Origin of the sequence: Sulfurimonas sp. (genome assembly GCF_029027405.1) — a bacterium.
Lineage (GTDB): Bacteria > Campylobacterota > Campylobacteria > Campylobacterales > Sulfurimonadaceae > Sulfurimonas.
In genome coordinates this window covers 1,592,105-1,617,182 of the sequence record NZ_CP093396.1, presented here as the reverse complement: position 1 = coordinate 1,617,182, position 25,078 = coordinate 1,592,105, and the positions used below count along the sequence as shown (strand labels likewise).

The window sequence follows — 25,078 nt, the reverse complement described above, 5'->3', positions numbered from 1 at the left end:
ATAATATTTGTTTCTTTTCGTAGCATATCATCCTCTATCTGTGTGCCACAATAATCCTTTAGGTGGATTTCTATGACTTATTGCCATATTTAAAGCATCGTTTACAAGTGATACCTTCATTATGTCATCCATAGACCAGCCTACAACTTTTCTTGAGTATAAATCAATTACAGTTGCCAGATATAACCAACCTTCACCTGTGCGAATATACGTAATATCGCCAACATATTTTTCATCAGGACCTGATGCATAAAAATCTCTATTAAGAATATTCGGTGCTATTGGTAAATTATGATTAGAATCTGTAGTATTTTTATATCTTCTTTTCATTTTAACTTTTAAGTTTAGGTCTTTCATAATGCTTGAGATACACTTCCGTGATAGAATAAGACCATATAACTCTTTTAGTTTATCTTGTATTCTACGAGTTCCATATTTACTTCTGCCTTGAATAAATATAGCTTCTATAATTTCATTTAGTTGTTTATCTACTTTATTAATTACCGCACCATTCCTTACCCAACGATAGTAACTAGACATATCTACATCCATAATTTGGCACATACCTATAATTGTGAAGTACGCTGTTGCCTTTTTGCGCGAAGCCTGCCCTTGGGGTATAATATGTCACGCTCTTGTTTGAGTAACTTGTTCTCACGGCGGAGTCGTTTATTCTCTTCATCTAAGGTTTCAGTGGAAGATAAAATATTTAATGATCTAGTTGGAATATTATGAGCTTTTTTATATGTTGTTACCCAGAGATATAAGGTCTTGGGATTCAGATTTAAATCCTCGGCTACTTTTACAACACTTTCATTATTATTGATGATTAACTGGACGGTTGAATCTTTATACCCCAAGGGCAGGCTTCGCGCAATTCTTGACTATATTTACTTCTTCTCATGGTTTGCCTTTATTCATTTTATTTTAACTTAGAATTGTTAATTCTTTGTATGAATTTAGGTTACCACTCCACATACAACAAATGGCAGGAGTCCCACATCAAAGTGTATCCTAGAAAATCTCAAGCAAATTTTCTGATATACTCATTAAAGGAGCTCAGCTTCGCCGTTAATTTACAAAAAATATAAAAAACGTGTTGTTACTTTTTTATATTATCTAGCTTTTCTAAAAACAACTTGTCAGAGTCTAGTTTATAACATTTCCATAAGGCTACATCTATATTATTTTTACTATGAAGATTTGGTGAATATTTTTTTACTAAAAAAGCTACATTCTGATATTTTTCTGCAGAGTAAGAACCCAGTTCCACAATTCCGCCTGAAATAGCTCTAATATCTTGTGTATCGTAACCTTTCTTTTTAAAATACCATAGCATGCAGTTTGCTTGAGCAAACTGTAATAATTCATCTTTTTTTTGCTTATTAGCTAAAGGTTCTTTATTTACACATCCAGTTATAGATAATATACTTAACAATAAAATTAATAATTTTATTTTTTGCATTTACGATGCCTCCCAAAATAAAACTTTGTTAGAAAGTCCACCATAGCCTTTCCAAAGACAACGAGAACCATCCCATAAATCGGCGTGTCCTGTTGCATCATTCCAACCAAGTACTTGAAATATAATAATGCCTTTTTTGCCTTTTAGTTTTTCTTTATAACTAGATGGAGCTAATTCTATCGGTCTAGCATATCTTTTTGTTAAATATTTAATTAGCATTTGCACACGAAAGATATACCAATGTTTATTTTTTCCAGATGAAACCTGCGATTCCATTTTCCCACTTGAGCCAATATCCTTAAAGTATTGAATAAGATGTGTCCCTGATGAACCATTTAATGCTTTTGATACTCGAGTTGCACAAGCATTATTAAATACGCCAATATCATAATTCAATTCAACTTTTCCACCAATACCTTGAAAAACTGAACCAGCTTCTTGTGCAGGATAATGAAAGCTCAACACTTCCCAAAGAGGTAAATTGCCCATATATTTCCTTTAAGCACCAACACCTGTTCTAATATCATCTGAACTAGATGTGCTTGCAATAACATGTCTAAGCTCGATTTTTCTATAAGAAAAGCTCACATGTTCTACAGGTCCATCCTCAGAATTGGAAACACCAATATCGATAATAGTTGTATCTTCTAAAGCTATTGTATAAAAATGCTCTTGCTTTCCCAAATAAGAGGTTCTATAAACTTTTAAATCAACATTATTTAAAGTTTCACCCTTATTAGCTGCTTCAAACAATAAAGGTGAACTTTTATCTAGTAATTTAACTATCGTAAATGGAGAATGTGTTCTTTGACCCATAGGTTGACCAGTTGATAAATTTATAGGAACAGTAGAGCCATAATTAAATTTTTGAATTGAAATTTCATCTTCATGTCCATTTTGATAAATATTCCCTACTGAATCAGGGGTAAAAGCACCTTCTGAAATCAAGCCCTGTGTAGTACCTTTTATTGTCATAAAAACTGAATTTTGCATAAATTGCCTTATCTAGTAAAATTTAAATGTAACATATCGAAAATAAACTTATAAGTAGATAAACTTAAATAAAAATTAATTATCAAGGATATGATAGCTTAAGAAAATCAAAGTTAAAATCAGTTAAGATTAAAGATATAGCTATCCTAAATCAAACTACTACAAAGATTTTGCAGTTGCTTAGAATATCTAGCTTCAATTGAGCTAAATAGTTTGGCTTCAATGTTTCCATTAGTATCAAATATAGGAACTAATGTGATTGAATTTGAGAGGGCAACTTATTTCAATAAAAATATGCTTGACCCAAACTATCAATTTTCAATGCCATAAAAAGTATCGTATGATTCACCAGTTGTGTAGATAAGGCTACCATCTACTCCAGTAGAACAATTGCGAGAGAGTCTATTAAGTATGTGATTCTATAAAAATATTAATTAATAATTCAAAATAAGAAAAAATTTATATTTCTTTAGAAATTTTCACTATAATTAGGTTTAAAAACAATCAAAGGTAATTTTATGCAAAGAAAAGCATTCTCTCTAATTGAGTTAATGATAGTGATAGTCATCTTGGGGCTATTAGCAGCTATGGTTATGCCAAGTCTTACAAGTAAAGGCGAAAAGGCTAAAAAGAATTTGGTTTGTATTCAGATGCAGAGGATTTATAATAATGCCTTAGATATGTATAAGGTAGATAACAGTCTTTATCCATCTACTGAAGAAGGATTGGAACTTTTAGCTGAAAAAGATTATTTTAAAGACAAAAAACTTCCAAAAGACTCTTGGGGAAATCCTTTTATATATTTAAACAATAGTGGTTCTGTTGAACTTGTCTCTCTTGGTGCTGATAAAAAAGAGGGTGGGGAAGATTCTGCAAGTGACATTAAAATGAGTGAATGTAACTAAATTTGAAAAAAGCTTTTTCACTCATAGAGTTACTTATAGTTATTGTAATTATCGGAGTGGTTTATACTATTTCTGTGGGTAATTTTAAGAAGATGAAAGATGAAAGTCAAAAGCTTTCTTTACAAAACTTAAAGGAGTATTTACAAAAGATTCCGCATGAAAAAAATATAGAGTTTTTATGTTTGGATGAATGCTCTGAGTGTGAGGTTTTTGTAGATGGCAAAAAGTTTAGAGAGGTAGAGAGCTTTTTAGATAAAAGTGTGATAGTTTATAGATATGATTTTTCTTATGGAATGACCCAGTTAGAAAAAAAAGATGATATTTGTTTTTCATATATCATAAATAAACAAGGGGTGGGAGAACAAGTGTTTGTTGAGTTTAAGACAAAAGTGTATGACTTTTCTTCATACCTTAGCCAGATATATATTTATGACTCACTTCACGAAGCAACTGAGGTTAAAGAAAATTTGATACAAGAAGTAATTAGATGATTTTTAAGTACAAAGGCATCAACTCAGATGGAAAAAGAGTCAGTGAGAAGATAGAAGCCGTCTCTTTAAATGAAGCAAAAACCAAACTACGAGTTAAAAAAATTATCTATCAAACTATAAATGAAGACAAACCTGCTTTTTATGAAAATATCAACTTCTCAAGGAAGTATAAAATTTCTCCAAAAGAGTTAGCAGGACTCTCAAGAGAACTTTCTATGTATATTCGCTCTGGCATTACTATAGTCTCTGCTCTTAAAATAATCCAAACTCATTATGAGAAAAATAAGAAGATGAAACTATTTTTAAGTACAGTTAGTACACATCTTGATGAGGGAAATAATTTCTACAGTGCCTTAGAATCTCAGCAAGTGATTGTTTTACCAGAATTTTTTAAACAATCCATTAAAGTTAGCGAAAATGGCGGTATTCTTGATGAAGTGTTGATGGAGTTATCAAGGTTTTTAAAAGAACAAGATGCCATAAATAAAGAGATAAAAAGTGCCTTTGCTTATCCAACATTTATGATAGTTATATCACTTCTTATGATTTCCTTTATGTTAGCCTTTGTTGTTCCTCAAATCACAGGTATTTTCGAGAGTATGGATCAAGAACTTCCAACCTCTACAAAGGTTGTTATAGCAATGGGTGACTTTTTTAATAATAATTTTACAACTATACTTATAGTTATTTTTTCTATTATATCACTGTTCTTATTTTTGATGAAAAAGAGTTATATGTTTGCATATGGAGTTCATAAGTTTATTTTGAAACTTCCTCTTTTTGGTAAAATCGCACAAAAGAGTGAACTTGCTAGGTTCTCATATATTGCATCTTTGCTTACTCGCTCAGGAGTACCTTTTGTTGAGACTATAAACCTAAGTGCAAATATATTAAATAATCTTGTTTTAAAAGAGCTTTTTACTGCATCTGCAAAAAAAGTGGTTGAGGGAAAACTACTCTCAAATGCTTTAAACGATTCAAAAACAAAGATTGACTACGCTTTCATACAGTCAATAGCTTTGGGTGAAGAAACTTCCCAAGTACAAAATGTACTTACAAATATTTCAGAGCTTTACTTTGAAGAAAACAGAGACAAGATAAGTATGCTACTGACTCTTTTAGAACCTTCTTTGATGCTATTTGTAGGTGGAAGTATAGGCTTTATAGTTGCTGCGATGCTACTACCAATATTCTCTATGAGTATAGGATAATCATGAGAAAAGGTATTGCACTATTAATTACCTTGATGTTTGTAATGCTTATAACTATTAGCATTGGCATTGGATTAAAACAAGTAAATCAAGCATCTGCTTATGTTAACGGTGAGAAGTTTTTGTATCAAAGTAGTGTGATTTTAGATGATGTCTTAAATATTTTAAAAAATTCGCAAGAATTACAAGATATTAATTCCAGTTCAGAGTTAAGTGTCTTCTTATCTGAGAGTTCTATTATCCCTTTTGAAGCGCAGGGAATTAATGTTGTTATAGAGATGTCGAGTGCAAGATCAAGGTTTAATGTCAATAATTTAGTAACAGGCAATAAGCAAAATGAGAAAAGAGTAGAATCTCTTAAACAGTATGTGAGTAATAATATGGTTATCACTACATATGTAGATGTTTTACTAGACTCTATGAGCGGTATTAAAGAAGACATGTCTTATAATAGTGATATTTTTAATAAAAAACCATATCTTTTTAGGGACTATATAACTTCATATAAACATCTTCGTGAGTTAAATGAATATTACACTAACTATTACCATGAAGATAGTCTAAAAAATATAGACTTTGAGAAGCTTTTTTACTACAGTAATAATGACTCATATAGAGTTGATTTGAGTTATGCAACAGTGGAAGTATGGGAGATGATGCTTGGATGCGATAAGCAAAGAGCGATAGACCTTAGTTCTGATATTTACGAAAGTGAAGCTGATATAGATTTGAGTGAAAAAGAAACAGAAATACTAACAAAGTTTAATACAAGTATATTTGAAGCCTATATATATGTTCAGTTGAGAATCATACAAGACAATCAAAGTGCAAATATAAGGTTTGAGTATGATATAGAAAATAAGAAGGGGTCTAACTTTGTTTATGAGATTTAATACTAAATTGCTAACACTGTTTTTAGATCCAATTTCTACGCAGTATTACAGCATCTCTGATGGTGAGCGAGTAAATATAGTACTTTCTCCATCTCTTTACTGGGTTAAAAAAATATCACTGCCTGTAAAGTATGCAAGAGATGCTAAAAAACTTCTTCCATCTCTCTTTGAAGACACTCTACCAGAGGGAAATTACAGTTATAGTGTTTATAAAAAAGAAGATGAGTTTTTCATATTTGCCTATGAAGACAAGATAATACTAGATGCTATGAGTAAAGTTGGTATCTCACTTTCAAATGTATCTAGTGTTCACTTCGCTCAAAGTGAGATGCAGGGTATTGAAGGTGCTGTAAAGATAAACGAATCTCAAAGCATCTATGTAAAAGATGATATGCTTATCTTAGTACCATGCTGTTGGATAGAGGAGAGTGGAAACTTGGATATGTCTGAGTTGACTTTATCTAAACACAAGGTTGTTTTACAGCAATATGCACATATTGTAGAGAATTCGAGCCTTTATAAAATAGGTGCAGTTTTAGTGGTTTTGTTATTGCTTGTTTTTGGAGAGTATCTGATAACTCTGCAAAAGACATCAGAAGTTAGGGAGCTTAAAGATGAGCTTTTTACGAAGAATAAGTTGAAACCAACGATGCTTCAAAACAAGTCGATGTTAAAAAAGTATAAAACTATCCATGAGAAGCAGACAAAACTGAGAGAATATACATCTTATCTTTTGTCACTTAGACTTCAAGGTAGTGAAAAGTTATCAAAACTTACTTTAAAAGATAAAACTCTAGATGCTGAGTTCAGCGGTGCATCTGAAGTGACTCTCTCTCGTATTCAAAACACTCTAAAGTCTAAAAAAGTTAAATTTACAACTGAGATAAAAAATAATACTCTGCATCTGGAGATGCTACTATGAATCGTATAAATCCACTTTATTTAGGACTTTTTTTCATAGTACTGATTATATTTATCTCATTTAAACTAAGCAGTTCTAAGAGTGAACTTACCGAACTTAAAGAGGCTTATAAAGAGAGTTTAAAGCTCTCAACTGAGCTAAGCTCTCTTAAAAAAGTCTATACTAAAAAAGTCAACTTGGCATCTTTAAGGTCTGTATCTGTTGTACAAAAGAGAACTGAAACAGGAGCAACATTAAGCTCTGTAAGTATGAGTTTCAAAGAGTTAAATTCACTTATGTCAAGAATTTTGAATGGTGCATACAACATAACAGGACTAAAGATTAAAAAACTTAGTGCTACAAAAGTCAGCTTGTATCTGGAGATAAAATGGTAAAAAAAATATCTATCTTTTTTGCATACACTATCTTTTTTATGTTAGCACTTATGTACTTCACTCCAAAAGACAGTATTTATTTTCTTTTAGAAGAGAAGCTAAAGCAATCAGATATTGTTATTAGCTTTGAGCAAGTAGAGGATAAAGGTTTTTTTCTAAATATAGTAGATGCAGATATTTCTTTTAAATCTATTTCAAGTGCAAAAATTAATGAAGCATCTATAATTGTTTTTGCTATTTATAACTCTGTGAGTTTAAAAGGCATCACTCTTTCAACTACGGCAAAATCCTTTGCTCCCTTAAATATACACAAGGCTAAAGTAATCTACTCAATCTTTAACCCATTAAATGTAAGCATAGAGGCAGTAGGTGAGTTTGGTGAACTAGAGGGTGAGTTTAACATAGTAAACAGCACTTTGCATCTGGAACTAAAACCATCACAAGAGATGCTTAAAAATTATCAAAGCAGTTTGAGAAAGCTAAATAAAACTGAGAACGGGGAGTTTGTTTATGATAAAACTTTCTAACTCAAAATTTATTTTAGTTCTTACAAAACTTCTTATACTTTTGGTTATTGCTAAGACTATTTCTCTTTTTGTTCTGTGGTATTTACCAAGTGAAGGCATTGAGCTTATGGTTAAAGAGAATTATCAGCCTCGGTATCAAAGAGTTGATTTTAAAAATATGATAGCGAAGAATGTAAGCAAAAAAGTAAGCAGTGTTAAACAGTCAAATAGCGGTATAAGCATCACAAATATGATTTTAAAAGGACTCTATGGTACGAAGCATAAAGGCTTTGTAATAGTTACGATGAAATCATCACCTAAAAAGACTTCTATAGTTGGTATAGGTGAAAGCTATCAGGGTTATGAGCTTAAGTCCATATCTCTTAGAAGTGCTATTTTTAATAAAAATGGTTCAGATTTTATACTGAGTCTGGAGAAGATAAAAAACTCTTCTGCTATTACAAAAGTAGCTAAATCACAGAAAAATTCTTTAGAAGTATCTCGTAAAGATATATCTTACTATGCTAAAAATCCTGACCGCATCTGGAAAGATATATCTCTACAAGAAGTTAAGAGAGGGGAAGAACTAAATGGTTTTAAAGTCACTAAAATAGACTCTAACTCAAAGTTTGCGAGTTTGGGTCTAAAGCGTGGTGATATCATCATAAAAGTAAACAATATAAGACTTAAGTCATACAGAGATGCAATACAAATTTATAAAAATATTGATAACTTAGATGCGGTTCAAATCGTAGTCATAAGAGATAATCATGAAGTGGAGTTAGTATATGAGATTAATTAGAACAGTTTTTTTAATACTTAGTTTAGTATTGGTTTTATCGGCAAGAGAGAGAATTAATGTAAACTTTTCAAATTTAGAGATAAAAGATTTTATAACATTAATATCAAAAATTACCAATAAAAATATTTTAATAAATCATAAGGTAAAAGGCAGTGTAAATTTTATCAGTTCTACACCTATTTACGATGATGAATTAATGGGTATCTTGGTTTCGGTATTGGAATCAAAAGGTTTTACTATTATACAAAATGGTTCAATTTATGAGGTTGTTCGCTCAACTGAAGCTTCAAAACATAATGCAAGAGTTATAAAACAGGGTAAAAGGCTTCATGGTTCTTTTATGGTTACACAGTCCATAAAAATCAAAGGCGAAAATGTTGATGTTATAGCTGCAAAAATTCGTTATCTTATCTCTAAAACAGCAAAGCTTATGACTATGAAGGAGAGCAATATTCTTTTGATTACAGATTATCCAAAAAATATTGAGACTATAAAACAAGTCATAAGAGATATAGATACAAACAATGAAAATATAGTTAAATTAGTTCCTATAGAACATGCGGAATTAAAAAAATTACAAATGCGTTTGGTAAACATATCTAAATCACTTTTTAATGAAAAAGTGGTTTCTCAAAAAGTAAAAATTATTTTAGATGAAAATACAAATGGAGTTATCCTTATAGGAAATAAAGCAAATGTTAAAAAAATGCAAGTTCTAGTAAAACAACTAGATGTAGAATCAAATGTAAGAAATACTATTAAGATTTTTAATCTTAAAAATTCTGATGCAAAATCTGTACTAACTTCATTAAATAACATAGTGTCAAAACAAAAATTCTCAGATCCTAACATGAAGCCAAATATCTCTGCAAGTGAAGAAATAAATGCAATTATTGTGATAGGTGTTCCTGTTATTATTAAAGGTATTAAACTTATTATTGATGAATTGGATAAAGAAAAGTATCAGGTTTATATTCAAGCAAGAATCATAGAAATAAATAAAAAGAACTCTGAATCTTTAGGTATAAAATATGGCTTTGCCGGTGGAGATGTCTCTTCTTCTGGATTATATGCGATGAGTACAAATTTTGGTGATTCAAAATTAACAGAGGCAGCATCAAAAAGTGTTATAGGTTTTTTAGGTTCTATTGGTTCTGGGGCTAAAACAGCATTTGCTTTAGGCGCTACTATAGATTTTTTACAAACAAATGGTGCTTCAAAATCTATTTCAAATCCATCTATTCTCTGTGTTAACAACAAAGAATCATCTATTTATGTAGGTAAAACTATATCTGTCTCAACTGGAACTATCTCAAGTGTTAATCTAGGAGCAGGATTGACAAGTTCTTACAAAAGAGAAGATGTTGGTTTAACTCTTAAAATTAAGCCTAGAGTCTCATCTAGTGACAAAGTAACGCTAGATATTGAGGCAATCTTAGAAAATATTTTAGATGATGGGAAAAACACTACATCAGGTCAACCTGTAACCTCAAAACAAGAGGTGAAAACTCAAGCTATTCTCCGTCATGGAGAGAGTATAATTATTGGTGGACTTGTAAAAAGTTATGATAGTGAATCTAAGACTAAAGTACCTCTTTTAGGTGATATTCCTTTTATTGGTGATTATCTATTTTCATCTACATCTGTTAACTCTGAACAAGATAACTTAGTTGTGATTTTAACTCCATACATAATTGATAAGAGTGAAAAATTATCACAATTGCAGAGAGATTTGGGAATGCTTGCGGAAATTCAAAGAGAGTATAATATCAAGGTTTTTAAAAAAATTGAAGAAAAAAGTAAAATAAATGGAGTGCAAGAGGTAAACTATTTGGATGATTTAAAAGTTGATGAAATAGAGGACTTTTAAAATGCTTAAGCTAGAACCTATTCATAATTTAAAACTTGAAGCTTATGAGCCATCTGATATTTTTACTGATCTTAGTCTAAAAAACTATCTTCTTTTTAGTATTTTAGATGAAGAGATTTGTGCATTTATGTGTGAAAGGTACTTAGTTGAATCTAGTAACTTTTACACTAAGATAGAGCAAAAATATCCACTTCATATGTTAGATGAAGACTCTTATGACAGACTCTACAATCGTTTTTTAGAACTTCGTACAGACAGAGCTATGGAGACGATGCAAGAAGATACAGAAAATGAAAGTGATGAACAAGATTTATCTTTAACAGATTTTCTCAGAACTTCTTCTGATATCTTATCAAGTGAAGAGTCCGCTCCTATTATCAAGTTTGTAAATGCTCTGTTTTATCAGGCTATCAAAAAAAGAGCTTCAGATATTCATATAGAAGTGCAAGAAAAACGAGGTGAAGTACGCTTTCGTGTAGATGGGATGCTGAGTAAAAATGCAGACTTGGATAAGAAGGTAGTAAATCTTATTATCAGCCGTATAAAAGTAATCTCAAACCTTGATATTTCAGAAAAAAGAATCCCGCAAGATGGACGAACACAAATAAAAATATCTGGAGAAACACTTGATGTTCGTGTATCTATCTTACCTACATTTTATGGGGAGAGGGTTGTTATGAGACTTTTGATGCAAAGCTCTCAGATACCGCAAATAAATGAGCTAGGATTTGATGACGAGCTTATAGATGAAATGAGAAAACTTCTTCGCAGCTCCCATGGTATCATCTTAGTCACAGGACCGACAGGAAGTGGTAAGACAACATCCCTTCACTCATTTTTAAGAGAGGTTGAGGAGCCTGAAAAAAATCTTATAACGGTTGAAGACCCAGTTGAGTATAAGTCTGATAATATAGCTCAGATACAAGTTAATGAAAAGGTAGGGCTAACTTTTGCATCTGCTCTTCGCTCTATTTTAAGACAAGATCCTGATGTTATAATGATAGGAGAAATTCGTGATGAAGAAACAGCATCTATAGCCGTTCGTGCAGCACTTACTGGTCACTTGGTCTTCTCAACTCTTCATACAAACTCAGCAGCTGCTACGATATCTAGACTTGCAGATATGGGGATAGAACCGTTTCTTATCTCATCTTCACTTCTTGGCATCTTGGCTCAAAGGCTTACCCGTGTTTTATGTGATGAATGTAAAGAAGAAGACTCTATAGCTGAAGACTTTGCTCAAGACTATAATCTAGCAAAAAGTGCTAAGATATATAAAGCATTAGGATGTAAAAAATGCAACTATAGTGGGTATATCGGTCGTCGCTCTATAGGCGAGCTTTTAGTTATGAGTGATAGTATCAAAGATTTGCTAAAAAGTACAACAGATGAGCATACTATCAAAGTTGAGCTAGAGAGTAAAGGTCTTAAAACTATATCTTCACAACTAACACTTATGCTTTTAAAAGGTGAGACATCTTTAGATGAAGCGATTCGTGTAGGTTTGGAACATGTCTAAATCTAAGAATGCTTTTACTCTTGTAGAAGTGATGGTTGCTGTAATGATTATATCAGTAGTTATTATGGCTCTTTTACAGATGCAAGGAAACAGTAATCATATGTTTTCAAGATTAAAAGATAAATTAAAAGTAAATCAGTACACATCTTTCTTTATTTCAAACGCAGATTATGGATTTGAGAAAAATAGTGTTGATTTAGATGATGTGTTAAGTGATTTTATAGTTGAAGACGATTTAAGACGAGAGTTAAAAAAAATAAAAGTTGAAGTGCAATACAAAAAACTTAGACAACTTGATATGAGTGAAAATGATGATGAAGATGTCAGTTCAGAAATGATTTTTGAAATAGGAAAGACAATTTTAAAAGCCAATGATTCCTCCGCATCGTTTATAAGGTTTAGAGTCCCATGAGAAAGGCGTTTACTCTCATAGAACTGATGGTCTCTATTACTATATTATCTATTATTATGATTTTTTTATACAAAAGTTACGCCTCTTTAAATAAATCTAACCATTTTTACAAAAAAGAACTATTTAAAATAAAGAGTGAACAATTAAAGAAGAGGGTGCTCTTTTTAGACTTTTCTTTAGCTAAAAATAAAAGTATAAAAATTATAAATCAGGATATAAAAGAAGATATAGTCTTTTTGCAAAGCTCAAACTCTATGCATAACAGATACAATCCGTATATTGCATATATATTTAAAGAACAGAAGCTATATAGACTAGAATCACTAAAACCGTTTAAAGAGTACCCATTAAATGCTGATGCTGAGTTTAGTGTGGAGTATTTTGGAGAAGCTAAAAGCTTTAGAGTTTATAAATCAGATAATAAAGAAAAAGAATCCTATCTTGTGCATATTGATTTTAAAGAAGATAAGGATATTTTATTAAAGGTTAATATTTTAAACTAAAAAGAATAGTATAAGAGTTTTTAAGATACATTAATAAATAATTTTTCACAAAAGGTTTTGTTATGAAGTTATTTAAGATGTTTTTTATATTAGCTGGTTTGTTATTTACAAGTCCTATTTTTGCTGTAAAAGTAAAATCTGGAACGGCTTTTATAACTGGAAAAACATATATAGGGAGCTATAGTTTTGGTGACCATGAAGGTTGCTTAAATGGAATACAAAGTTTTACTCCACCTACTAATGTAAATCTTTCTAATCTTACCTGTAGAGGAGCAACTGTAACTTTTAATTATGGTTGGACTTCAAGATATATTATTTACGGTGATTTTACTTGTACAGCAGGATGGGTTCAAGATACAGCTTATTTAAATACATCACCAGTAGGTTGTAGATTTCCTGATATTTATGGAATCAATCCAGCATGTGTAAGTCCAGAGGTATGGGATTCAGGTACAATTTCTTGTAGAGTTCCAACCCCAACCTGCAAACTCCCAAACACAACTTTCCAACCATTAGCAAATAACGAACAAGTCCTCTTCAACTATCAAGAAGACAATAATCGTGCAGATGAATGTACAAATCTATCAGCATCTATACAAGAAAGAACCCAAGATTGTAAAAAAGAGTACAGATGCATAAAAGTAGAAGATGAAGATACAAAGAGATGTAGAAATATACCAGTAGGCTCCTTCGTTTCTCCAACCTCAGGAATATTCCATGAAGATATAGAACTAATAGGAAGTGAGATAAACCTCCATTACCAAAGTGAATATCTAAACAACAAGACAATAGCCCATGGATGGAGCCTAAACCTACATCATACTCTAGATGCAGACTATATTTATCTAGGAAGTGGAACTTCTCTAAACATCAAAGATTATAAATCACAAAAGAACAATAGTACTATAGTTACCTTAGGAGATAAAAGCTATATCTTTGACTCAAATAATAATCATACACTTACTAAAGATAACTATACAGATAAAACTCTCTATTCATTTGCTTACAACTCAAATAACTCTCTTACCTCCATCTCAGATGCCTTTTCAAATACAACTACCATAAACAGAGATGCTAATAATATAGTTACTTCTATTACAACACCTCATGGACAAATAAATAGTATATCTATAGATGCAAACAAAGACCTCATAAATGTAAGCTATGAAGATAACTCAGACTACAAGTTCACTTATGAAGAACATCTTATGATAAGTGAGACAGAACCAAACGGTAATGAGTTTATACATGAGTTTGATGCAAATGGTAAGGTCATAAAAGTTACAGATGCCCAGCAAGGAATCTGGAGCTTTTCAAACAGTGCAAATGATACCTATAATGAAACTATAGTAAATAAAGCTAGCGGAGATGTTGTAACTTACAGAGACTACTTCTTAGCTGATGGTTCTCTAGTTAGTAAAACAATCATAGCAAGCGGAGATATATTTAATAGCTCTTCAAGTATAGATGGCTTAAGCACTACTTTAAATAAGTGTGAAGTAGTAAAAACTATAAACTACCAAACCCAAAAAGACCAAGTAACTAAGAAAAGAGTTCCAAGTAGTATAACAACTCAGATGCCAAGTGGACTAAGTAAAACTACAAACTACTCTCAAACATATACATTTGATACAGATATACTAATGAAACAAAAAAATACAATTGAGACTAACGGTGCAACTACAACAAGTATAAGAGACTATAACTTATCAAATGAGACTATATACTACCCCAAGAAAATCAAACAACTATTTCTAAAGTTTAATTCTTAAAAGAGTAAAATTAAACAATAAAAATAGAAGGTAATCTTATGAGTCGAAAAAGAACAACATATACAGCAGAATTCAAGACAAAGTTAGTTTTAGAAGTTTTAAAAGAAGATAAGACACTAAATGAAATAGCAAGTGTAAATAATATCACACCAAAAAACTTACAAAATTGGAAGAAGATATTTTTGGAAAATGCAGAAGTTGCGATGGAACCTGCAAAAGTAATTAAAGAGTACAAAGAAGAGAATGTAAGATTACAAGCTAAACTTGATGAATATGCAAAGGTTGTAGGTCAACTAACAGTAGAGAAGGACTGGGCGGTGGGAAAGTTAAGCAGCTTGGACTCTAGCTATAAAAAGGAGTTGATTGATAGAGATGAAAATAAGGCATTATCAGTTGTAAAACAATGTAATCTTATTAACTATAACAGAAGTAATTTGTTCTATGCACCAATGGTAAATCTTGCTAAAAATGTAATTAAAAAACATATAGAAAAAGTATTTGAAGAGATACCAAGCTATGGCTATATGAAAGTGTATTATCAACTACTAGAGGATGGTTTTCGTGTCAGTCCCAACACAGTGCTGGCATACCGTAGAGAGTTAGGATTACAGGCTGTTTTAGCTGTAAGACCACTAAATACATGGGCGGACAAGCAACATCATAAATACTCTTACAAAATAAGAGGATTAGATATCGTAAGAGCAAACCAAGTATGGTCAACAGATATAACCTATATTAAAATTAAAGGTGGTATGGTCTATATGGCTGCCATAATTGATTGGTATTCTAAAGCAATATTATCTTGGCGAATATCCAACACAATGGATACAGATTTAGTCATGGGTGTACTAGATGAAGCACTCGCACTCTATGGTAAGCCTGAGATATTTAATACTGATCAAGGGTCACAATATACAAGCTGTATCCACACTCAAACATTAAAAGATAATGACATAATTATCTCTATGGATGGTAAAGGTAGAGCAACAGATAATATTTGTATTGAGAGGTTCTGGAGAAGTGCTAAAGTTGAAAAAATATACCTCAATGAATATGAGAGAGTATCAATTCTCAAAAGTGATGTTAAGGATTATATAGAATTTTATAATCATAGAAGATTTCATGAGACATTGAAATATAAAAAACCTATGAATGTTTATTATGATAGTTTAAAAATCAATGATGAGAATTACACTAAATCTAGTGAAAATGTAGCATAGGGTAACAGGTATTTAGGGAATTAGATTTTTGAAAAAGTTGTCTTGACATATTGGGGTAGTATAATCCATACCAGTTTTGTAAAAAAAGTGAGCCTACTAATATCTTTGATGGAATAGATGGTCTTCCTGTCTTACCTTTGTTGGGTTTGTATACATTTTTCTCTATAAGTATCTTCTCAATAGCTTCAAATGGAATAATCTCTTTCATCTCATTTAAAAACTTCATACTCTTCTTACCACCTTGGTATTTCATGGCATGGTCAAAAAAACTTAGTTGCATATTTATCCCTCAAACTTGGCTTCTTAGTATATTTATTTTAGCTAATTCTTGGTTTGAGGGAGGTTAAGTTAAATTGCTTGATTGTTCAGAGGGTTCAATTATAAAAGATGATTTCTTACCTTATGATTTGATTAAAGAGGCTAACAGTATAGATAAAACTCTTTTTATTACTACTCCCGTATTTATAAAAGCATTGAGTAAAGTACAAGACACTAATAATCTTAATAATTGTACTTTTGTCTCATCTACGGCTCCGCTATCAATAGCAGAAGTATATGAATTTGAAAATAAGTTTAATACACAAATATTTCAACTTTTTGGATCAACTGAAACTGGTGGCATAGCATATAAAAAAAGTTCAACTGAGTTATGGTCAGCATTAGACTCTGTTATTCTTAGTGAATTAAATAATCAATTAAGTATTTCATCACCATACATATCAAACTATATAATTCAAGATAAAATCAAAAAACTTCCAAAAACATTTAACACTGAAGACATTGTCTCATTTAAAGGTAATAAGTTTAAATTACTTGGAAGAAGTGGTAGAATTATTAAAATTGCTGGAAAAAGAATTGCAACGGCTCAAATTGAATCAATTATTGAAACTATTGATGGTATAAAAGGAGTAATAATTACTCCTATTTATAAAGAAAATACACTTAAAAACGAACAAATTACTATTAGTTTGGAAGCTACAAGAAGTATTTCAAAAAAAGAAATTAGAGATCTTATTAATCAGAGTTTTGGTATTTTATCAATTCCATTTAACATAGAATATATTGAAAAAATTAATTATTCTTCGATTGGAAAAAAGGAGTCAATTAAAAATGTAATACCATAAAAAGTTAAATATTCAGTATTGTTTTAGCTACAATAATTTTAAGTGAAACTTTAAAAATCTATTATTTTATAGGTGCTATTTTGATTGCTTTTGGCATATATTTATCTTTATTTTATAAAAAAAATACAGAAGTAGTTTAGACGCTTAAATGTTAATGAAAATTTAGAAAATAATCTAGTTTTAAAGCAATGAAAAAGTATAAATTTGATATAATCGCGATAATTTTTTATATTTAAGGATATTTTTTGAACCTACTTAGCATTTTTTCTTTTAACTCTGATAAAAAACAAATAACAAATACTGATTCATCTACTCACTGGGTAAAATGTAAATCTTGCCAATCATTAATGTATTATAAAGAAGTAGAAAACCAAAACTATGTTTGTCCTAAATGTGACTATCATCTTCGTATTGGTGTTAAGGAGCGTCTAGAACTTTTAGCCGATGAAGATAGTTTTGTAGAATATGATTCAACTCTTGCACCTGTTGACCCACTTAAATTTACTGATAAAAAATCTTATAAAAAGCGTATAGAAGAAGGTGAAGCTAAAACTGGTAGAAAATCATCAGTTGTTAGTGGAGAAGTAAAAATAAATGGTGTTGATACACAAATAGTTATTTTTGACTTTTCTTTTATGGGCGGTTCTCTTGGTTCTGTTGAGGGTGAGAAAATTGTAAGAGCGGTTCATAGAGCAATAGAAAAAAAACAAGGTTTAATAATCTTTAGTGCAAGCGGTGGAGCTAGAATGCAAGAGAGTACATTCTCTCTCCTACAAATGAGTAAAACTTCTGCAGCACTTGCTAAATTGGCCAAGAGTAACCTTCCCTATATTTCAGTTTTAACTGATCCAACTATGGGTGGAGTAAGTGCTTCTTTTGCAACTCTTGGAGATATTATTATTGCTGAACCAGGTGCACTTGTTGGCTTTGCTGGACAAAGAGTTATAGAGCAAACTATTGGGGAAGCCCTTCCAGATGGGTTTCAAAGAGCAGAGTTTTTACTTGAAAAAGGTGCAATTGATATGATTGTAAATAGAAATGAACTTAAAAAGACCCTTTCAGACCTTCTGACCCTTTTTAAAGCTGCTTAATGCAGCTTTATGCACTTTGTGATCAAGATTTATTAGATAGACACAAACTATCTTTAGAAAAGTTTGTAGACTTTGCTAAGAGACACAATGCTGTAATAATCCAATATAGAAATAAAAATGCTGATGTCACTTTTATAAAACAACAACTTATTCAATTGCGAAAAAAATATGATGGTTTTTTGATTGTTAATGATGCCTATGAACTTATCGAGTATTGCGATGGAGTTCATCTTGGACAAGAAGATTTAAAAAGTATAGATGCCGATATTTTTAAAGCAGTAAAAATTGTTAGAAAAGTTATAGGAAGTGAAAAACTTCTTGGCATATCAACTCATAATGAAAAAGAAATTCTTGAAGCAAATAAAATGGACTTAAACTATATAGGTTTAGGTGCATATAGAGATACAACAACAAAAAAAGATATAAGTAATATACTTGGTAATAGTATAGACGCTATTGCAACAAAGTCAAAGCATTTAGTAGCTGCTATTGGTGGTGTTAAATTAGATGATAAATTTGATAATATTACTTATAATGTTATTGGTAGTGGACTAATAAAATGAATATTGACATAGTAAGTATTGCAAAAAAAGATCATTCTATTTATGACCCTTTGTACAAAGAACTCACAAAAATGATAAGTCGCTTCGCAAAAGTGCAAGATATTGAACTTTTTCCAAAAGATGTAGCAAAATCACACACTATTTCATCAAATGCCTCAAAACAGGCTTATAGTAGAGCTTTTAATGGACATAAAAATAAGGGTTTTTCTATAAGTTTGCACCCAAAAGGAAAATTAATTGATAGTTTTGAATTTAGTAAGCTATTAAATGATAAAATAACCATTAAATTTTTCATAGGTGGAGCTTATGGACTTGAAGAAGATTTTTTAAAAAGCAGTGATGCTGTTATAAGTTTAGGAAATATTACAATGAGTCATAAAATAGCAAAAGCAGTTTTGCTAGAACAAATTTATAGAGGTTTTTCTATATTGAATAATCACCCATATCATAAATAAGGATTGTTAGTGCAAGCAAGTGAATTAAGTTACTTTAAAGAGATTTTAGAAAGTAGAGAAGTACAGATACAAAAGAATATTTCAGGTGTTAATGATGAGTTAAGTCAACTTAATGCATTAGAGTTAAATGATGAAGGTGACCATGCAGCTGTAAATAATAATTCTATGGTTGAGAGTGCGATTGTTTTTCAGCAAACAAAAGAATTAGCAGAGATTAAAGTTACATTAGGAAAAATTTCTTCTGGCGAATATGGAATTTGTGAAATGTGTGAAGACCCTATTGGTTTTCAGCGTTTAAAAGTAAAACCTCATGCAATATATTGTATTGATTGTAGAGAGATTGTAGAAAAATCAAATTAATTAAGGAATAGATATGCAAATTAAAAGATATACATTAGCGTCATTATTATTAATTGGGCTAATTGTGGCTTATATTTTCACATATGTAACACAAGAAACTATAGGGCTAGAGTTCTTTGGTATAGTTTTGCCAACAATGCCAATAGCATTTTGGGTAGCAACCGCACTTTTACTTCTTTATGTTGCTAGTGTTCTTCATATGTTGTTTTATGCAATGCTTGAAAATATTAGACTTAGAAAATATGATAAAGATTTTGAAAATATTATAGATGCCATTGCTGATTCTTATTTATCAAAAGATGATAGAAGACATGTGTATAAAACACCAAGATATAATCTTCTTGGAACTATAATAGACCATACAACTCTCTCTCCAACACAAGAATTGAAAGCAACTACTGATAATAAAAAGTTAGATGCTGTAATAACTTTAATAGAAAAAATAAATGATGGTGAAGTTGTTGATTTAAAAAAGTATGCACTTAAAATTGACAATCCTATAGTTATCAAAAATGAAAGAAATAGATATGCTAAAGGCGATATAACTGCTGGGAACATCTTAAAAAATGAAGAAAATTATTCTTCAGTGTTAGTTAAAGAAGTTTATAGTGAATACATTAAAGGTTGTGCATTAAGTACTATAGAAAATCATAAAAATCTATTAGATAAAGAAACTATATATACTGTACTTGATAGAGTGAATGTTGGTGAACATTCTTTAAGTATTTCAAATGAATCTTTAATCTCACTTTTGAGTACATTAGATCTAGATGCTAAAGACTTTATAAAAGTTTCTTCAGTTTTATCAGCTGGAATGCTTCCTGAAAATAGAATGAAACTTTTTGAATCTTTAAGTGAAGATAATGAATTAGCCCTAGAAGCCAGACTATATACGCTATTTGATTTAGAGATGAATTCTCTTGGAAATGAAATATTGAGAAATTCACAAAATGATGAATACTTAAGATTTAAAGCTTATAGCGAGTTAAAAGAGTCTGGTAAAAACTTTAGTATTAATCTATTTATTTAATGATTAAAAACCTCTCTTTTGATAAACCAATCTATGTCCTAGCACCTCTTGCTGGGTTCACAGATTTGCCTTTTAGAAGTGTTGTGAAAAAATTTGGAGCAGATTTGACTGTTAGCGAAATGCTCAGTTCCAATGCTCTTGTTCACGGTTCAAAAAAAACTTTTCACATGTTGCAAAAATCTCCATTAGAAGACCCTTATTCTGTTCAGATAGCTGGCGCAGATACTGGAATAATTAAAAGTGCAGTAGAAATTTTAAATGAACAAGATGGCATAGATATAATCGATTTGAACTGTGGTTGTCCTGTTCCAAAAGTTGTTGGGCATGGCAGTGGTAGTTCACTTTTACTAAACTTACCTCTCATGGGTAATATTATTAAAACAATTAAAGATACCTCTAATAAATCTTTAACAAGTGTTAAAATAAGACTTGGATTTGAGAAAAAAAATCATATAGATATAGCAAAGATGGTAGAAGATAGTGGAGCTGATTTTTTAGCAGTTCATGGTAGAACTCGTGCTGGTAAATTTAAAGCAGCTGTTGATTATGACGCTATAAAAGAGATAAAAGAAGCTATATCTATACCTGTTATTGCAAATGGTGACATAGACTCATACGAAAAAGCTAAATGGGTACTAGAACATACAGGTAGTGATGGAGTTATGATAGGAAGAGGAGCAGTTGGTGCTCCTTGGATTTTCCATCAACTAAGAGAAGGAATTACGAATATTGACAATGCTTTAAAGCATGAAATAATTATGGAACATTTTGATAAGATGATAGAGTTTTATGGCTCTCATGGTGTAGCAATGTTTAGAAAACATACTCACACTTATTCAAAAGGTTATCATGGTGCTTCTGTTCTTAGAAATAGTGTCAATACTATCTCAGATATAGCAGAATATCGAGGTGTAATAGACGATTTTTTTCAAAACAATGAGTTGGTGTCATAATGGATAAAAAATGCTAGAAATTTCAAAATCAATCAAAACTTTAAATGATAGTGACATCGTAGATAATATTTTTCACTATGATTACAATACTAAGCATCTACTCTCTTTAATAAAAAAAGGTATAGATGAAGAAGATACACTATTTTTAAGTTCATACCGCTCTTTCGAGGGTGAAGTTTACGAAAACTTTATATATGAAAAACTTTTAAGATATGCTAGAGATAATGAAAGTATAGATAAGTTTATCTTGAAAGGTTTTCATCAAAACAAGCAAAAAGCATATGCAAATACTCTTTCTATCAGTGAAAAACAGCAAATAGTTTATAGAACCAAGAGTAGAGAGATTAGTGAATTTGACGCGATGTTTGTAACCAAAGATAAAGAGTTGTATTTTGTAGAAATGACTTTAGTTAAGTCAGTATTGAAATTAAGAAAACGATTAAGAAAGAAAAGGGCTCTATTAGAAATAATATTTCCAGATTATGAGATAAAGGCTCTTATAATTTTAAATGAAGGTGCAACGGGAACAAGACAGTTTCCATCATTTTGTAAAGTATGGTTTACACAAGAGTTTTCTGCAAAAAATGTACTAAAATATATAAAAGATAAAAATTCTAAAAAATTACTACCTATCGAAAAAGTAAAATCTCCAAAAATGATAGAAGCACACAATCTAAAAATATATCAGTTTAGATATTACAATACTATGAGTTGGATAACTAGAACAATAAGGGCGCATAAAAAACATATATTAGATATTAATTTTTTAATGAAGGATTCGATTCAAAGATATCATGACTTATATAATAAATTTTATATAGGGTACTTAAGTATAGAAAATGCTAGAGACTTTTTGAAATTGGATGAAGAGTATGATAAAAATCAAAGAGTTGTTATTGCTATCGAGAAAAAATATAGTGATGAAATAGTTTTAACTTACTATATACAAAGAGCACGCAAAAACTTATATTTATACTCTTTTGATAATGAAAAATTATCTAAAGAAAAAAAAGACCCGTACGGCATTACAGTAACTGAAGTTTTTCATAGCTCTAAAATGATGGATGATAGTTATGAGTTGAGTATGCAAAATATTAAGATTATAAAAAAGCTTTTAAAAGAGCGTCACTTAAGAGAGAAGAGCAAAGCTTCTTAACCCTCGTAAGAGATAGAAGCTGCTTTTTCTTTGTATGCTTGGAGTGGCTCTTTTACCTCTTCATTAAGGGATAAAAAATTATCTAGTTCTTTATGCCTATTTTGTAAAATAGATTCAAAATCTTCTTGTGTTACTGGTTTATTATCTGAAAATTTATCTAGCAGTATATTACTATTCCCCATTAAAAGTAGATAGCTTTGATCTGCAAAATCAAGCATAACAACATTATTGGTATTATCTAAGTTTTTTTGAAATCTAATTGAAACATTATCTGACTGCGCTGTTGCTTCTTGATTTTGTTCGTTCTCTTTAAATAGCCATTTGTTGGAACTAGGATTAACTTTTTTGACAGTTGCTTTCTTTTTTATAAAAAGTAGAACAATAATACCTAGTACAAGAAGAGCAATCACACCGTAGTAGGCATTACTAATTTCTATGCTCTTTTTTGTTGGTAGTGTTGATATGAAATTTTTACTTGTTCTGATTTGCTCTTGAGTTGTTATTTTAGAGGAAGCTTTAGAAGCAAATCTAAGTCTTAATCCATAAGCATCTGATGTTTTAGAAGCTATTAATTTTACGGTACTAGGTACAGAAGCGATTATTTGAGTATATCCAGACATAGGAGTAATGCTAATTGAGTATAAATATTGTGATGATAATTTTTTTAATTTTGAAGACTCTATTTTCGCATCTTGAAGTTTAATAATAATTTTTGATTTAGTAATGCTTTGCTTAATTACGCCTTCATAAGGAGTATCAAAAGTTATCATTACATCTGCTCTATCTGTTCTGTCGTAAATGTTGTAACTTAAAATTTTTGAGGCATTAAGAAGAAGAGGAAGAAAAAATATTAGTAAGATTCTAATCATAAACGCTCTTTTGCCAGATGATATAAAACGGCACTAGAGTCTAAAATTTCATTAATACGAATTGCAAGATTTTTTTCATAAACCATAACTTCGCCTTTACCTAATATCCGTCCATTTACATAAGACTCTACACTTTCTCCTGCTGGTTTTTTTAAATCAATAATAGAACCTTTTTCATATTTTAAAATTTCAGCAATTGTTGCCTCTGTTTCACCTAAATCAGAAACAAATTCTACCTCCATGTCTAAAAGACCAGAATAATTCATCCAAGCCAACTCTTTTTCTTCATCATAAGGGACTCTTTGAGGTTTATATCTTCTTACTTTTGCCATTATAATTCCTTTATCGCAATAATCATTTCATCATTTTCAATTTTTATAACTCTTGACTCATCATATATAAAATCAAAATTATCAATTTTTAAAAAATGTGGTGTTTGGATTGTATAAGGATTGTCTTGTGTTTCTTCAGCGATAACTTTAGCACTTCCAACAATTAGATTCACAGTTTCCAATGCCATATCTATTAATGTTTCCTCATCGCTATCAACTTCATCTAAAAATAGTGTAGATATCCGTTGCATAAAATTTATGTCAGATGCTACATATACTCTATGCTTTTTACCACTTTGTTCTTCTATGTCAATATAAGCAATAAGCGTTCTCTTTTCACTTATGCCATTACTTACAGTATATGGCATACGAATCTGATGAATACAGAAGTTTTGAGAAGCTTTAATTATAGTATTTATCATTTTCATCCTTTTATAGTTTCATAGTTTCATTATACTTTATTGAATCTCAAATTAAAATTAAATCAAAGTTTGTAAAACTATCTTAAAGCCTTATGCGGGTATAATTCGGAAAAATTTAAGAGAATTTTAGATGATAGAATTGATATTTCTTGGTGCTATTGTTGGAGTAATTTCTGGTTTTTTTGGAATTGGAGGAGGGACAATACTTGTACCTCTTCTCTTAATACTTGGATATGAAACAAAAGTAGCCATTGGTATAACAGTTGTTCAAATGGTATTTAGTTCGGTTTATGGGAGTTATTTAAACTATAAAAAAGGAACACTTGATGTTGCTATGATAACTACTGTTGGTATTGGTGGTTTTATTGGTGCTCTTTTTAGCGGGTTTATTGTTTTGATATTTTCATCAAGTACTTTAGAAATAGTTTTTTTACTTTTTTCTACTTTTGCACTTGTAAGACTTTTTTTCACTCCAAAAGAAGCTTTGAAACAAAGAGAAGGTAGTAAAGTAGTTCTATTTGTTGTTGGTATTCTTTTGGGTGCCATGAGTATGAGTATTGGAGTTGGTGGAAGTATAATTTTAGTGCCTATTTTGGTTGGCTTTTTACATGTACCACTCAAAAAAGCTATTTCTGCTGGTCTGTTTTTTGTGGTTTTTTCATCTGTTTCAGGACTGATTTCTCATTCATTAAGTGGGCATGTAGATTTTCACAGTGGTATTATAATCGGTTTAGCATCTATGTTTGGTGTTTATGTAGGTGTATATTTTAAAGATAGAGTAGATGCCATTTTACAAAAAAAGCTTTTAGTAGTTTTTTATATGTTAGTTGTTTTATATTTAATAGTAAGAATATTTTTTTAAAAG

The 25,078-nt window shown here is 30.6% G+C and carries 32 protein-coding genes; 23 read left to right on the top strand and 9 right to left on the bottom strand.

Annotated features, from left to right (window positions below; genetic code table 11):
• Nucleotides 1–27: 27 nt before the first annotated feature.
• From MOV42_RS07655 to MOV42_RS07640, 5 genes are all read right to left on the bottom strand, one after another.
• Nucleotides 28–570 carry an IS3 family transposase gene (locus MOV42_RS07655; protein ID WP_324173013.1) on the bottom strand — a complete coding sequence of 181 codons (543 nt, stop codon included), beginning with the start codon at nucleotides 568–570 and terminating at the stop codon, nucleotides 28–30.
• Nucleotides 567–860 (bottom strand): transposase, encoded by a 294-nt coding sequence (locus MOV42_RS14010; RefSeq protein ID WP_416385435.1) that lies wholly within the window; start codon nucleotides 858–860, stop codon nucleotides 567–569. Before MOV42_RS14010 ends, MOV42_RS07655 begins: the two co-directional genes overlap by 4 nt.
• A 242-nt stretch (nucleotides 861–1,102) precedes the next feature.
• The gene (locus MOV42_RS07650) at nucleotides 1,103–1,465 is read right to left on the bottom strand and encodes a hypothetical protein (RefSeq protein WP_324170601.1); all 363 of its coding nucleotides are present in this window, start codon (nucleotides 1,463–1,465) and stop codon (nucleotides 1,103–1,105) included.
• Complete coding sequence (locus tag MOV42_RS07645; protein WP_324170600.1) at nucleotides 1,466–1,954, bottom strand: type VI secretion system amidase effector protein Tae4; 489 nt, start codon at nucleotides 1,952–1,954, stop codon at nucleotides 1,466–1,468.
• Between the two features lie 9 nt (nucleotides 1,955–1,963).
• Nucleotides 1,964–2,458 carry an Hcp family type VI secretion system effector gene (locus tag MOV42_RS07640; protein ID WP_324170599.1) on the bottom strand — a complete coding sequence of 165 codons (495 nt, stop codon included), beginning with the start codon at nucleotides 2,456–2,458 and terminating at the stop codon, nucleotides 1,964–1,966.
• A 518-nt stretch (nucleotides 2,459–2,976) separates the two neighbouring features.
• Here MOV42_RS07640 and gspG point away from each other — a divergent pair.
• The 14 genes from gspG to MOV42_RS07570 all read left to right on the top strand — a co-directional run bounded on the left by gspG (nucleotide 2,977) and on the right by MOV42_RS07570 (nucleotide 15,858).
• Nucleotides 2,977–3,363 (top strand): type II secretion system major pseudopilin GspG, encoded by a 387-nt coding sequence (gene gspG / locus MOV42_RS07635; RefSeq protein WP_324170598.1) that lies wholly within the window; start codon nucleotides 2,977–2,979, stop codon nucleotides 3,361–3,363.
• Between the two features lie 2 nt (nucleotides 3,364–3,365).
• Nucleotides 3,366–3,854: a prepilin-type N-terminal cleavage/methylation domain-containing protein gene (locus tag MOV42_RS07630; protein ID WP_324170597.1), complete on the top strand. Its 489-nt coding sequence runs from the start codon at nucleotides 3,366–3,368 to the stop codon at nucleotides 3,852–3,854.
• Complete coding sequence (locus MOV42_RS07625; protein ID WP_324170596.1) at nucleotides 3,851–5,065, top strand: type II secretion system F family protein; 1,215 nt, start codon at nucleotides 3,851–3,853, stop codon at nucleotides 5,063–5,065. The genes MOV42_RS07630 and MOV42_RS07625 overlap by 4 nt, the downstream gene beginning before the upstream one ends.
• Nucleotides 5,066–5,067: 2 nt before the next feature.
• Entirely contained in the window at nucleotides 5,068–5,958 is an 891-nt protein-coding gene (locus tag MOV42_RS07620) for a hypothetical protein (RefSeq protein ID WP_324170595.1), read from the top strand.
• Nucleotides 5,948–6,880, top strand: coding sequence for a hypothetical protein (locus MOV42_RS07615; protein WP_324170594.1), 933 nt, complete (start codon nucleotides 5,948–5,950; stop codon nucleotides 6,878–6,880). Before MOV42_RS07620 ends, MOV42_RS07615 begins: the two co-directional genes overlap by 11 nt.
• Complete coding sequence (locus MOV42_RS07610) at nucleotides 6,877–7,254, top strand: hypothetical protein (RefSeq protein WP_324170593.1); 378 nt, start codon at nucleotides 6,877–6,879, stop codon at nucleotides 7,252–7,254. Before MOV42_RS07615 ends, MOV42_RS07610 begins: the two co-directional genes overlap by 4 nt.
• Nucleotides 7,248–7,781 (top strand): hypothetical protein, encoded by a 534-nt coding sequence (locus MOV42_RS07605; protein ID WP_324170592.1) that lies wholly within the window; start codon nucleotides 7,248–7,250, stop codon nucleotides 7,779–7,781. Before MOV42_RS07610 ends, MOV42_RS07605 begins: the two co-directional genes overlap by 7 nt.
• On the top strand, nucleotides 7,765–8,562 hold the full coding sequence (locus MOV42_RS07600) for a PDZ domain-containing protein (protein WP_324170591.1): 798 nt from the start codon (nucleotides 7,765–7,767) through the stop codon (nucleotides 8,560–8,562). Before MOV42_RS07605 ends, MOV42_RS07600 begins: the two co-directional genes overlap by 17 nt.
• Complete coding sequence (gspD, locus tag MOV42_RS07595) at nucleotides 8,549–10,432, top strand: type II secretion system secretin GspD (RefSeq protein WP_324170590.1); 1,884 nt, start codon at nucleotides 8,549–8,551, stop codon at nucleotides 10,430–10,432. Before MOV42_RS07600 ends, gspD begins: the two co-directional genes overlap by 14 nt.
• 1 nt (nucleotide 10,433) lies before the next feature.
• Nucleotides 10,434–11,951 carry a GspE/PulE family protein gene (locus MOV42_RS07590; RefSeq protein ID WP_324170589.1) on the top strand — a complete coding sequence of 506 codons (1,518 nt, stop codon included), beginning with the start codon at nucleotides 10,434–10,436 and terminating at the stop codon, nucleotides 11,949–11,951.
• Entirely contained in the window at nucleotides 11,944–12,363 is a 420-nt protein-coding gene (locus MOV42_RS07585) for a prepilin-type N-terminal cleavage/methylation domain-containing protein (protein WP_324170588.1), read from the top strand. Before MOV42_RS07590 ends, MOV42_RS07585 begins: the two co-directional genes overlap by 8 nt.
• Entirely contained in the window at nucleotides 12,360–12,866 is a 507-nt protein-coding gene (locus MOV42_RS07580; RefSeq protein WP_324170587.1) for a prepilin-type N-terminal cleavage/methylation domain-containing protein, read from the top strand. Before MOV42_RS07585 ends, MOV42_RS07580 begins: the two co-directional genes overlap by 4 nt.
• Nucleotides 12,867–12,928: 62 nt before the next feature.
• The gene (locus MOV42_RS07575) at nucleotides 12,929–14,638 is read left to right on the top strand and encodes a hypothetical protein (RefSeq protein WP_324170586.1); all 1,710 of its coding nucleotides are present in this window, start codon (nucleotides 12,929–12,931) and stop codon (nucleotides 14,636–14,638) included.
• A 38-nt stretch (nucleotides 14,639–14,676) separates the two neighbouring features.
• Nucleotides 14,677–15,858, top strand: coding sequence for an IS3 family transposase (locus MOV42_RS07570; RefSeq protein WP_324170585.1), 1,182 nt, complete (start codon nucleotides 14,677–14,679; stop codon nucleotides 15,856–15,858).
• Here MOV42_RS07570 and MOV42_RS07565 read toward each other — a convergent pair.
• Nucleotides 15,839–16,138: a hypothetical protein gene (locus tag MOV42_RS07565; RefSeq protein WP_324170584.1), complete on the bottom strand. Its 300-nt coding sequence runs from the start codon at nucleotides 16,136–16,138 to the stop codon at nucleotides 15,839–15,841. The two genes, MOV42_RS07570 and MOV42_RS07565, sit on opposite strands and share 20 nt — an antisense overlap.
• Before the next feature lie 73 nt (nucleotides 16,139–16,211).
• On the opposite strand from MOV42_RS07565, the gene MOV42_RS07560 reads away from it, so the two are divergent.
• From MOV42_RS07560 to MOV42_RS07525, 8 genes are all read left to right on the top strand, one after another.
• Nucleotides 16,212–16,982: a hypothetical protein gene (locus MOV42_RS07560; protein WP_324170583.1), complete on the top strand. Its 771-nt coding sequence runs from the start codon at nucleotides 16,212–16,214 to the stop codon at nucleotides 16,980–16,982.
• A 245-nt stretch (nucleotides 16,983–17,227) separates the two neighbouring features.
• On the top strand, nucleotides 17,228–18,073 hold the full coding sequence (gene accD / locus MOV42_RS07555) for an acetyl-CoA carboxylase, carboxyltransferase subunit beta (RefSeq protein WP_324170582.1): 846 nt from the start codon (nucleotides 17,228–17,230) through the stop codon (nucleotides 18,071–18,073).
• On the top strand, nucleotides 18,073–18,636 hold the full coding sequence (locus MOV42_RS07550; RefSeq protein WP_324170581.1) for a thiamine phosphate synthase: 564 nt from the start codon (nucleotides 18,073–18,075) through the stop codon (nucleotides 18,634–18,636). The genes accD and MOV42_RS07550 overlap by 1 nt, the downstream gene beginning before the upstream one ends.
• Nucleotides 18,633–19,091, top strand: coding sequence for a 23S rRNA (pseudouridine(1915)-N(3))-methyltransferase RlmH (locus MOV42_RS07545; protein ID WP_324170580.1), 459 nt, complete (start codon nucleotides 18,633–18,635; stop codon nucleotides 19,089–19,091). The genes MOV42_RS07550 and MOV42_RS07545 overlap by 4 nt, the downstream gene beginning before the upstream one ends.
• A 9-nt stretch (nucleotides 19,092–19,100) precedes the next feature.
• On the top strand, nucleotides 19,101–19,451 hold the full coding sequence (gene dksA, locus MOV42_RS07540) for an RNA polymerase-binding protein DksA (RefSeq protein ID WP_324170579.1): 351 nt from the start codon (nucleotides 19,101–19,103) through the stop codon (nucleotides 19,449–19,451).
• Between the two features lie 13 nt (nucleotides 19,452–19,464).
• On the top strand, nucleotides 19,465–20,481 hold the full coding sequence (locus MOV42_RS07535; protein WP_324170578.1) for a hypothetical protein: 1,017 nt from the start codon (nucleotides 19,465–19,467) through the stop codon (nucleotides 20,479–20,481).
• Nucleotides 20,481–21,434 carry a tRNA dihydrouridine synthase DusB gene (gene dusB, locus MOV42_RS07530; protein WP_324170577.1) on the top strand — a complete coding sequence of 318 codons (954 nt, stop codon included), beginning with the start codon at nucleotides 20,481–20,483 and terminating at the stop codon, nucleotides 21,432–21,434. Before MOV42_RS07535 ends, dusB begins: the two co-directional genes overlap by 1 nt.
• A 10-nt stretch (nucleotides 21,435–21,444) precedes the next feature.
• Nucleotides 21,445–22,590, top strand: a complete 1,146-nt coding sequence (locus MOV42_RS07525; RefSeq protein ID WP_324170576.1) for a hypothetical protein — start codon at nucleotides 21,445–21,447, stop codon at nucleotides 22,588–22,590.
• Here the strand turns inward: MOV42_RS07525 and MOV42_RS07520 are convergent.
• The 3 genes from MOV42_RS07520 to MOV42_RS07510 are packed head-to-tail and all read right to left on the bottom strand — an operon-like array spanning nucleotide 22,587 to nucleotide 24,213.
• Complete coding sequence (locus MOV42_RS07520) at nucleotides 22,587–23,459, bottom strand: hypothetical protein (RefSeq protein WP_324170575.1); 873 nt, start codon at nucleotides 23,457–23,459, stop codon at nucleotides 22,587–22,589. The two genes, MOV42_RS07525 and MOV42_RS07520, sit on opposite strands and share 4 nt — an antisense overlap.
• Nucleotides 23,456–23,791, bottom strand: coding sequence for a flagellar motor switch protein FliN (fliN, locus tag MOV42_RS07515; RefSeq protein ID WP_324170574.1), 336 nt, complete (start codon nucleotides 23,789–23,791; stop codon nucleotides 23,456–23,458). The genes MOV42_RS07520 and fliN overlap by 4 nt, the downstream gene beginning before the upstream one ends.
• On the bottom strand, nucleotides 23,791–24,213 hold the full coding sequence (locus MOV42_RS07510; protein ID WP_324170573.1) for a chemotaxis protein CheX: 423 nt from the start codon (nucleotides 24,211–24,213) through the stop codon (nucleotides 23,791–23,793). Before MOV42_RS07510 ends, fliN begins: the two co-directional genes overlap by 1 nt.
• A gap of 130 nt (nucleotides 24,214–24,343) precedes the next feature.
• On the opposite strand from MOV42_RS07510, the gene MOV42_RS07505 reads away from it, so the two are divergent.
• Complete coding sequence (locus tag MOV42_RS07505; RefSeq protein WP_324170572.1) at nucleotides 24,344–25,075, top strand: sulfite exporter TauE/SafE family protein; 732 nt, start codon at nucleotides 24,344–24,346, stop codon at nucleotides 25,073–25,075.
• Nucleotides 25,076–25,078: the final 3 nt, after the last annotated feature.

Coding starts and splice junctions, on each gene's coding strand:
- MOV42_RS07600 (WP_324170591.1), top strand. CDS start 7,765: ATGATAAAACTTTCTAACTCAAAATTTATTTTAGTTCTTACAAAACTT.
- MOV42_RS07505 (WP_324170572.1), top strand. CDS start 24,344: ATGATAGAATTGATATTTCTTGGTGCTATTGTTGGAGTAATTTCTGGT.
- MOV42_RS07570 (WP_324170585.1), top strand. CDS start 14,677: ATGAGTCGAAAAAGAACAACATATACAGCAGAATTCAAGACAAAGTTA.
- MOV42_RS07550 (WP_324170581.1), top strand. CDS start 18,073: ATGCAGCTTTATGCACTTTGTGATCAAGATTTATTAGATAGACACAAA.
- fliN (WP_324170574.1), bottom strand. CDS start 23,791: ATGGCAAAAGTAAGAAGATATAAACCTCAAAGAGTCCCTTATGATGAA.
- MOV42_RS07575 (WP_324170586.1), top strand. CDS start 12,929: ATGAAGTTATTTAAGATGTTTTTTATATTAGCTGGTTTGTTATTTACA.
- MOV42_RS07605 (WP_324170592.1), top strand. CDS start 7,248: ATGGTAAAAAAAATATCTATCTTTTTTGCATACACTATCTTTTTTATG.
- MOV42_RS07640 (WP_324170599.1), bottom strand. CDS start 2,458: ATGCAAAATTCAGTTTTTATGACAATAAAAGGTACTACACAGGGCTTG.
- MOV42_RS07585 (WP_324170588.1), top strand. CDS start 11,944: ATGTCTAAATCTAAGAATGCTTTTACTCTTGTAGAAGTGATGGTTGCT.
- MOV42_RS07620 (WP_324170595.1), top strand. CDS start 5,068: ATGAGAAAAGGTATTGCACTATTAATTACCTTGATGTTTGTAATGCTT.
- MOV42_RS07565 (WP_324170584.1), bottom strand. CDS start 16,138: ATGCAACTAAGTTTTTTTGACCATGCCATGAAATACCAAGGTGGTAAG.
- MOV42_RS07535 (WP_324170578.1), top strand. CDS start 19,465: ATGCAAATTAAAAGATATACATTAGCGTCATTATTATTAATTGGGCTA.
- MOV42_RS07590 (WP_324170589.1), top strand. CDS start 10,434: ATGCTTAAGCTAGAACCTATTCATAATTTAAAACTTGAAGCTTATGAG.
- MOV42_RS07650 (WP_324170601.1), bottom strand. CDS start 1,465: ATGCAAAAAATAAAATTATTAATTTTATTGTTAAGTATATTATCTATA.
- gspD (WP_324170590.1), top strand. CDS start 8,549: ATGAGATTAATTAGAACAGTTTTTTTAATACTTAGTTTAGTATTGGTT.
- MOV42_RS07615 (WP_324170594.1), top strand. CDS start 5,948: ATGAGATTTAATACTAAATTGCTAACACTGTTTTTAGATCCAATTTCT.
- MOV42_RS07645 (WP_324170600.1), bottom strand. CDS start 1,954: ATGGGCAATTTACCTCTTTGGGAAGTGTTGAGCTTTCATTATCCTGCA.
- MOV42_RS07625 (WP_324170596.1), top strand. CDS start 3,851: ATGATTTTTAAGTACAAAGGCATCAACTCAGATGGAAAAAGAGTCAGT.
- MOV42_RS07510 (WP_324170573.1), bottom strand. CDS start 24,213: ATGATAAATACTATAATTAAAGCTTCTCAAAACTTCTGTATTCATCAG.
- dusB (WP_324170577.1), top strand. CDS start 20,481: ATGATTAAAAACCTCTCTTTTGATAAACCAATCTATGTCCTAGCACCT.
- MOV42_RS07520 (WP_324170575.1), bottom strand. CDS start 23,459: ATGATTAGAATCTTACTAATATTTTTTCTTCCTCTTCTTCTTAATGCC.
- MOV42_RS07610 (WP_324170593.1), top strand. CDS start 6,877: ATGAATCGTATAAATCCACTTTATTTAGGACTTTTTTTCATAGTACTG.
- MOV42_RS07580 (WP_324170587.1), top strand. CDS start 12,360: ATGAGAAAGGCGTTTACTCTCATAGAACTGATGGTCTCTATTACTATA.
- MOV42_RS07525 (WP_324170576.1), top strand. CDS start 21,445: ATGCTAGAAATTTCAAAATCAATCAAAACTTTAAATGATAGTGACATC.
- MOV42_RS07545 (WP_324170580.1), top strand. CDS start 18,633: ATGAATATTGACATAGTAAGTATTGCAAAAAAAGATCATTCTATTTAT.
- gspG (WP_324170598.1), top strand. CDS start 2,977: ATGCAAAGAAAAGCATTCTCTCTAATTGAGTTAATGATAGTGATAGTC.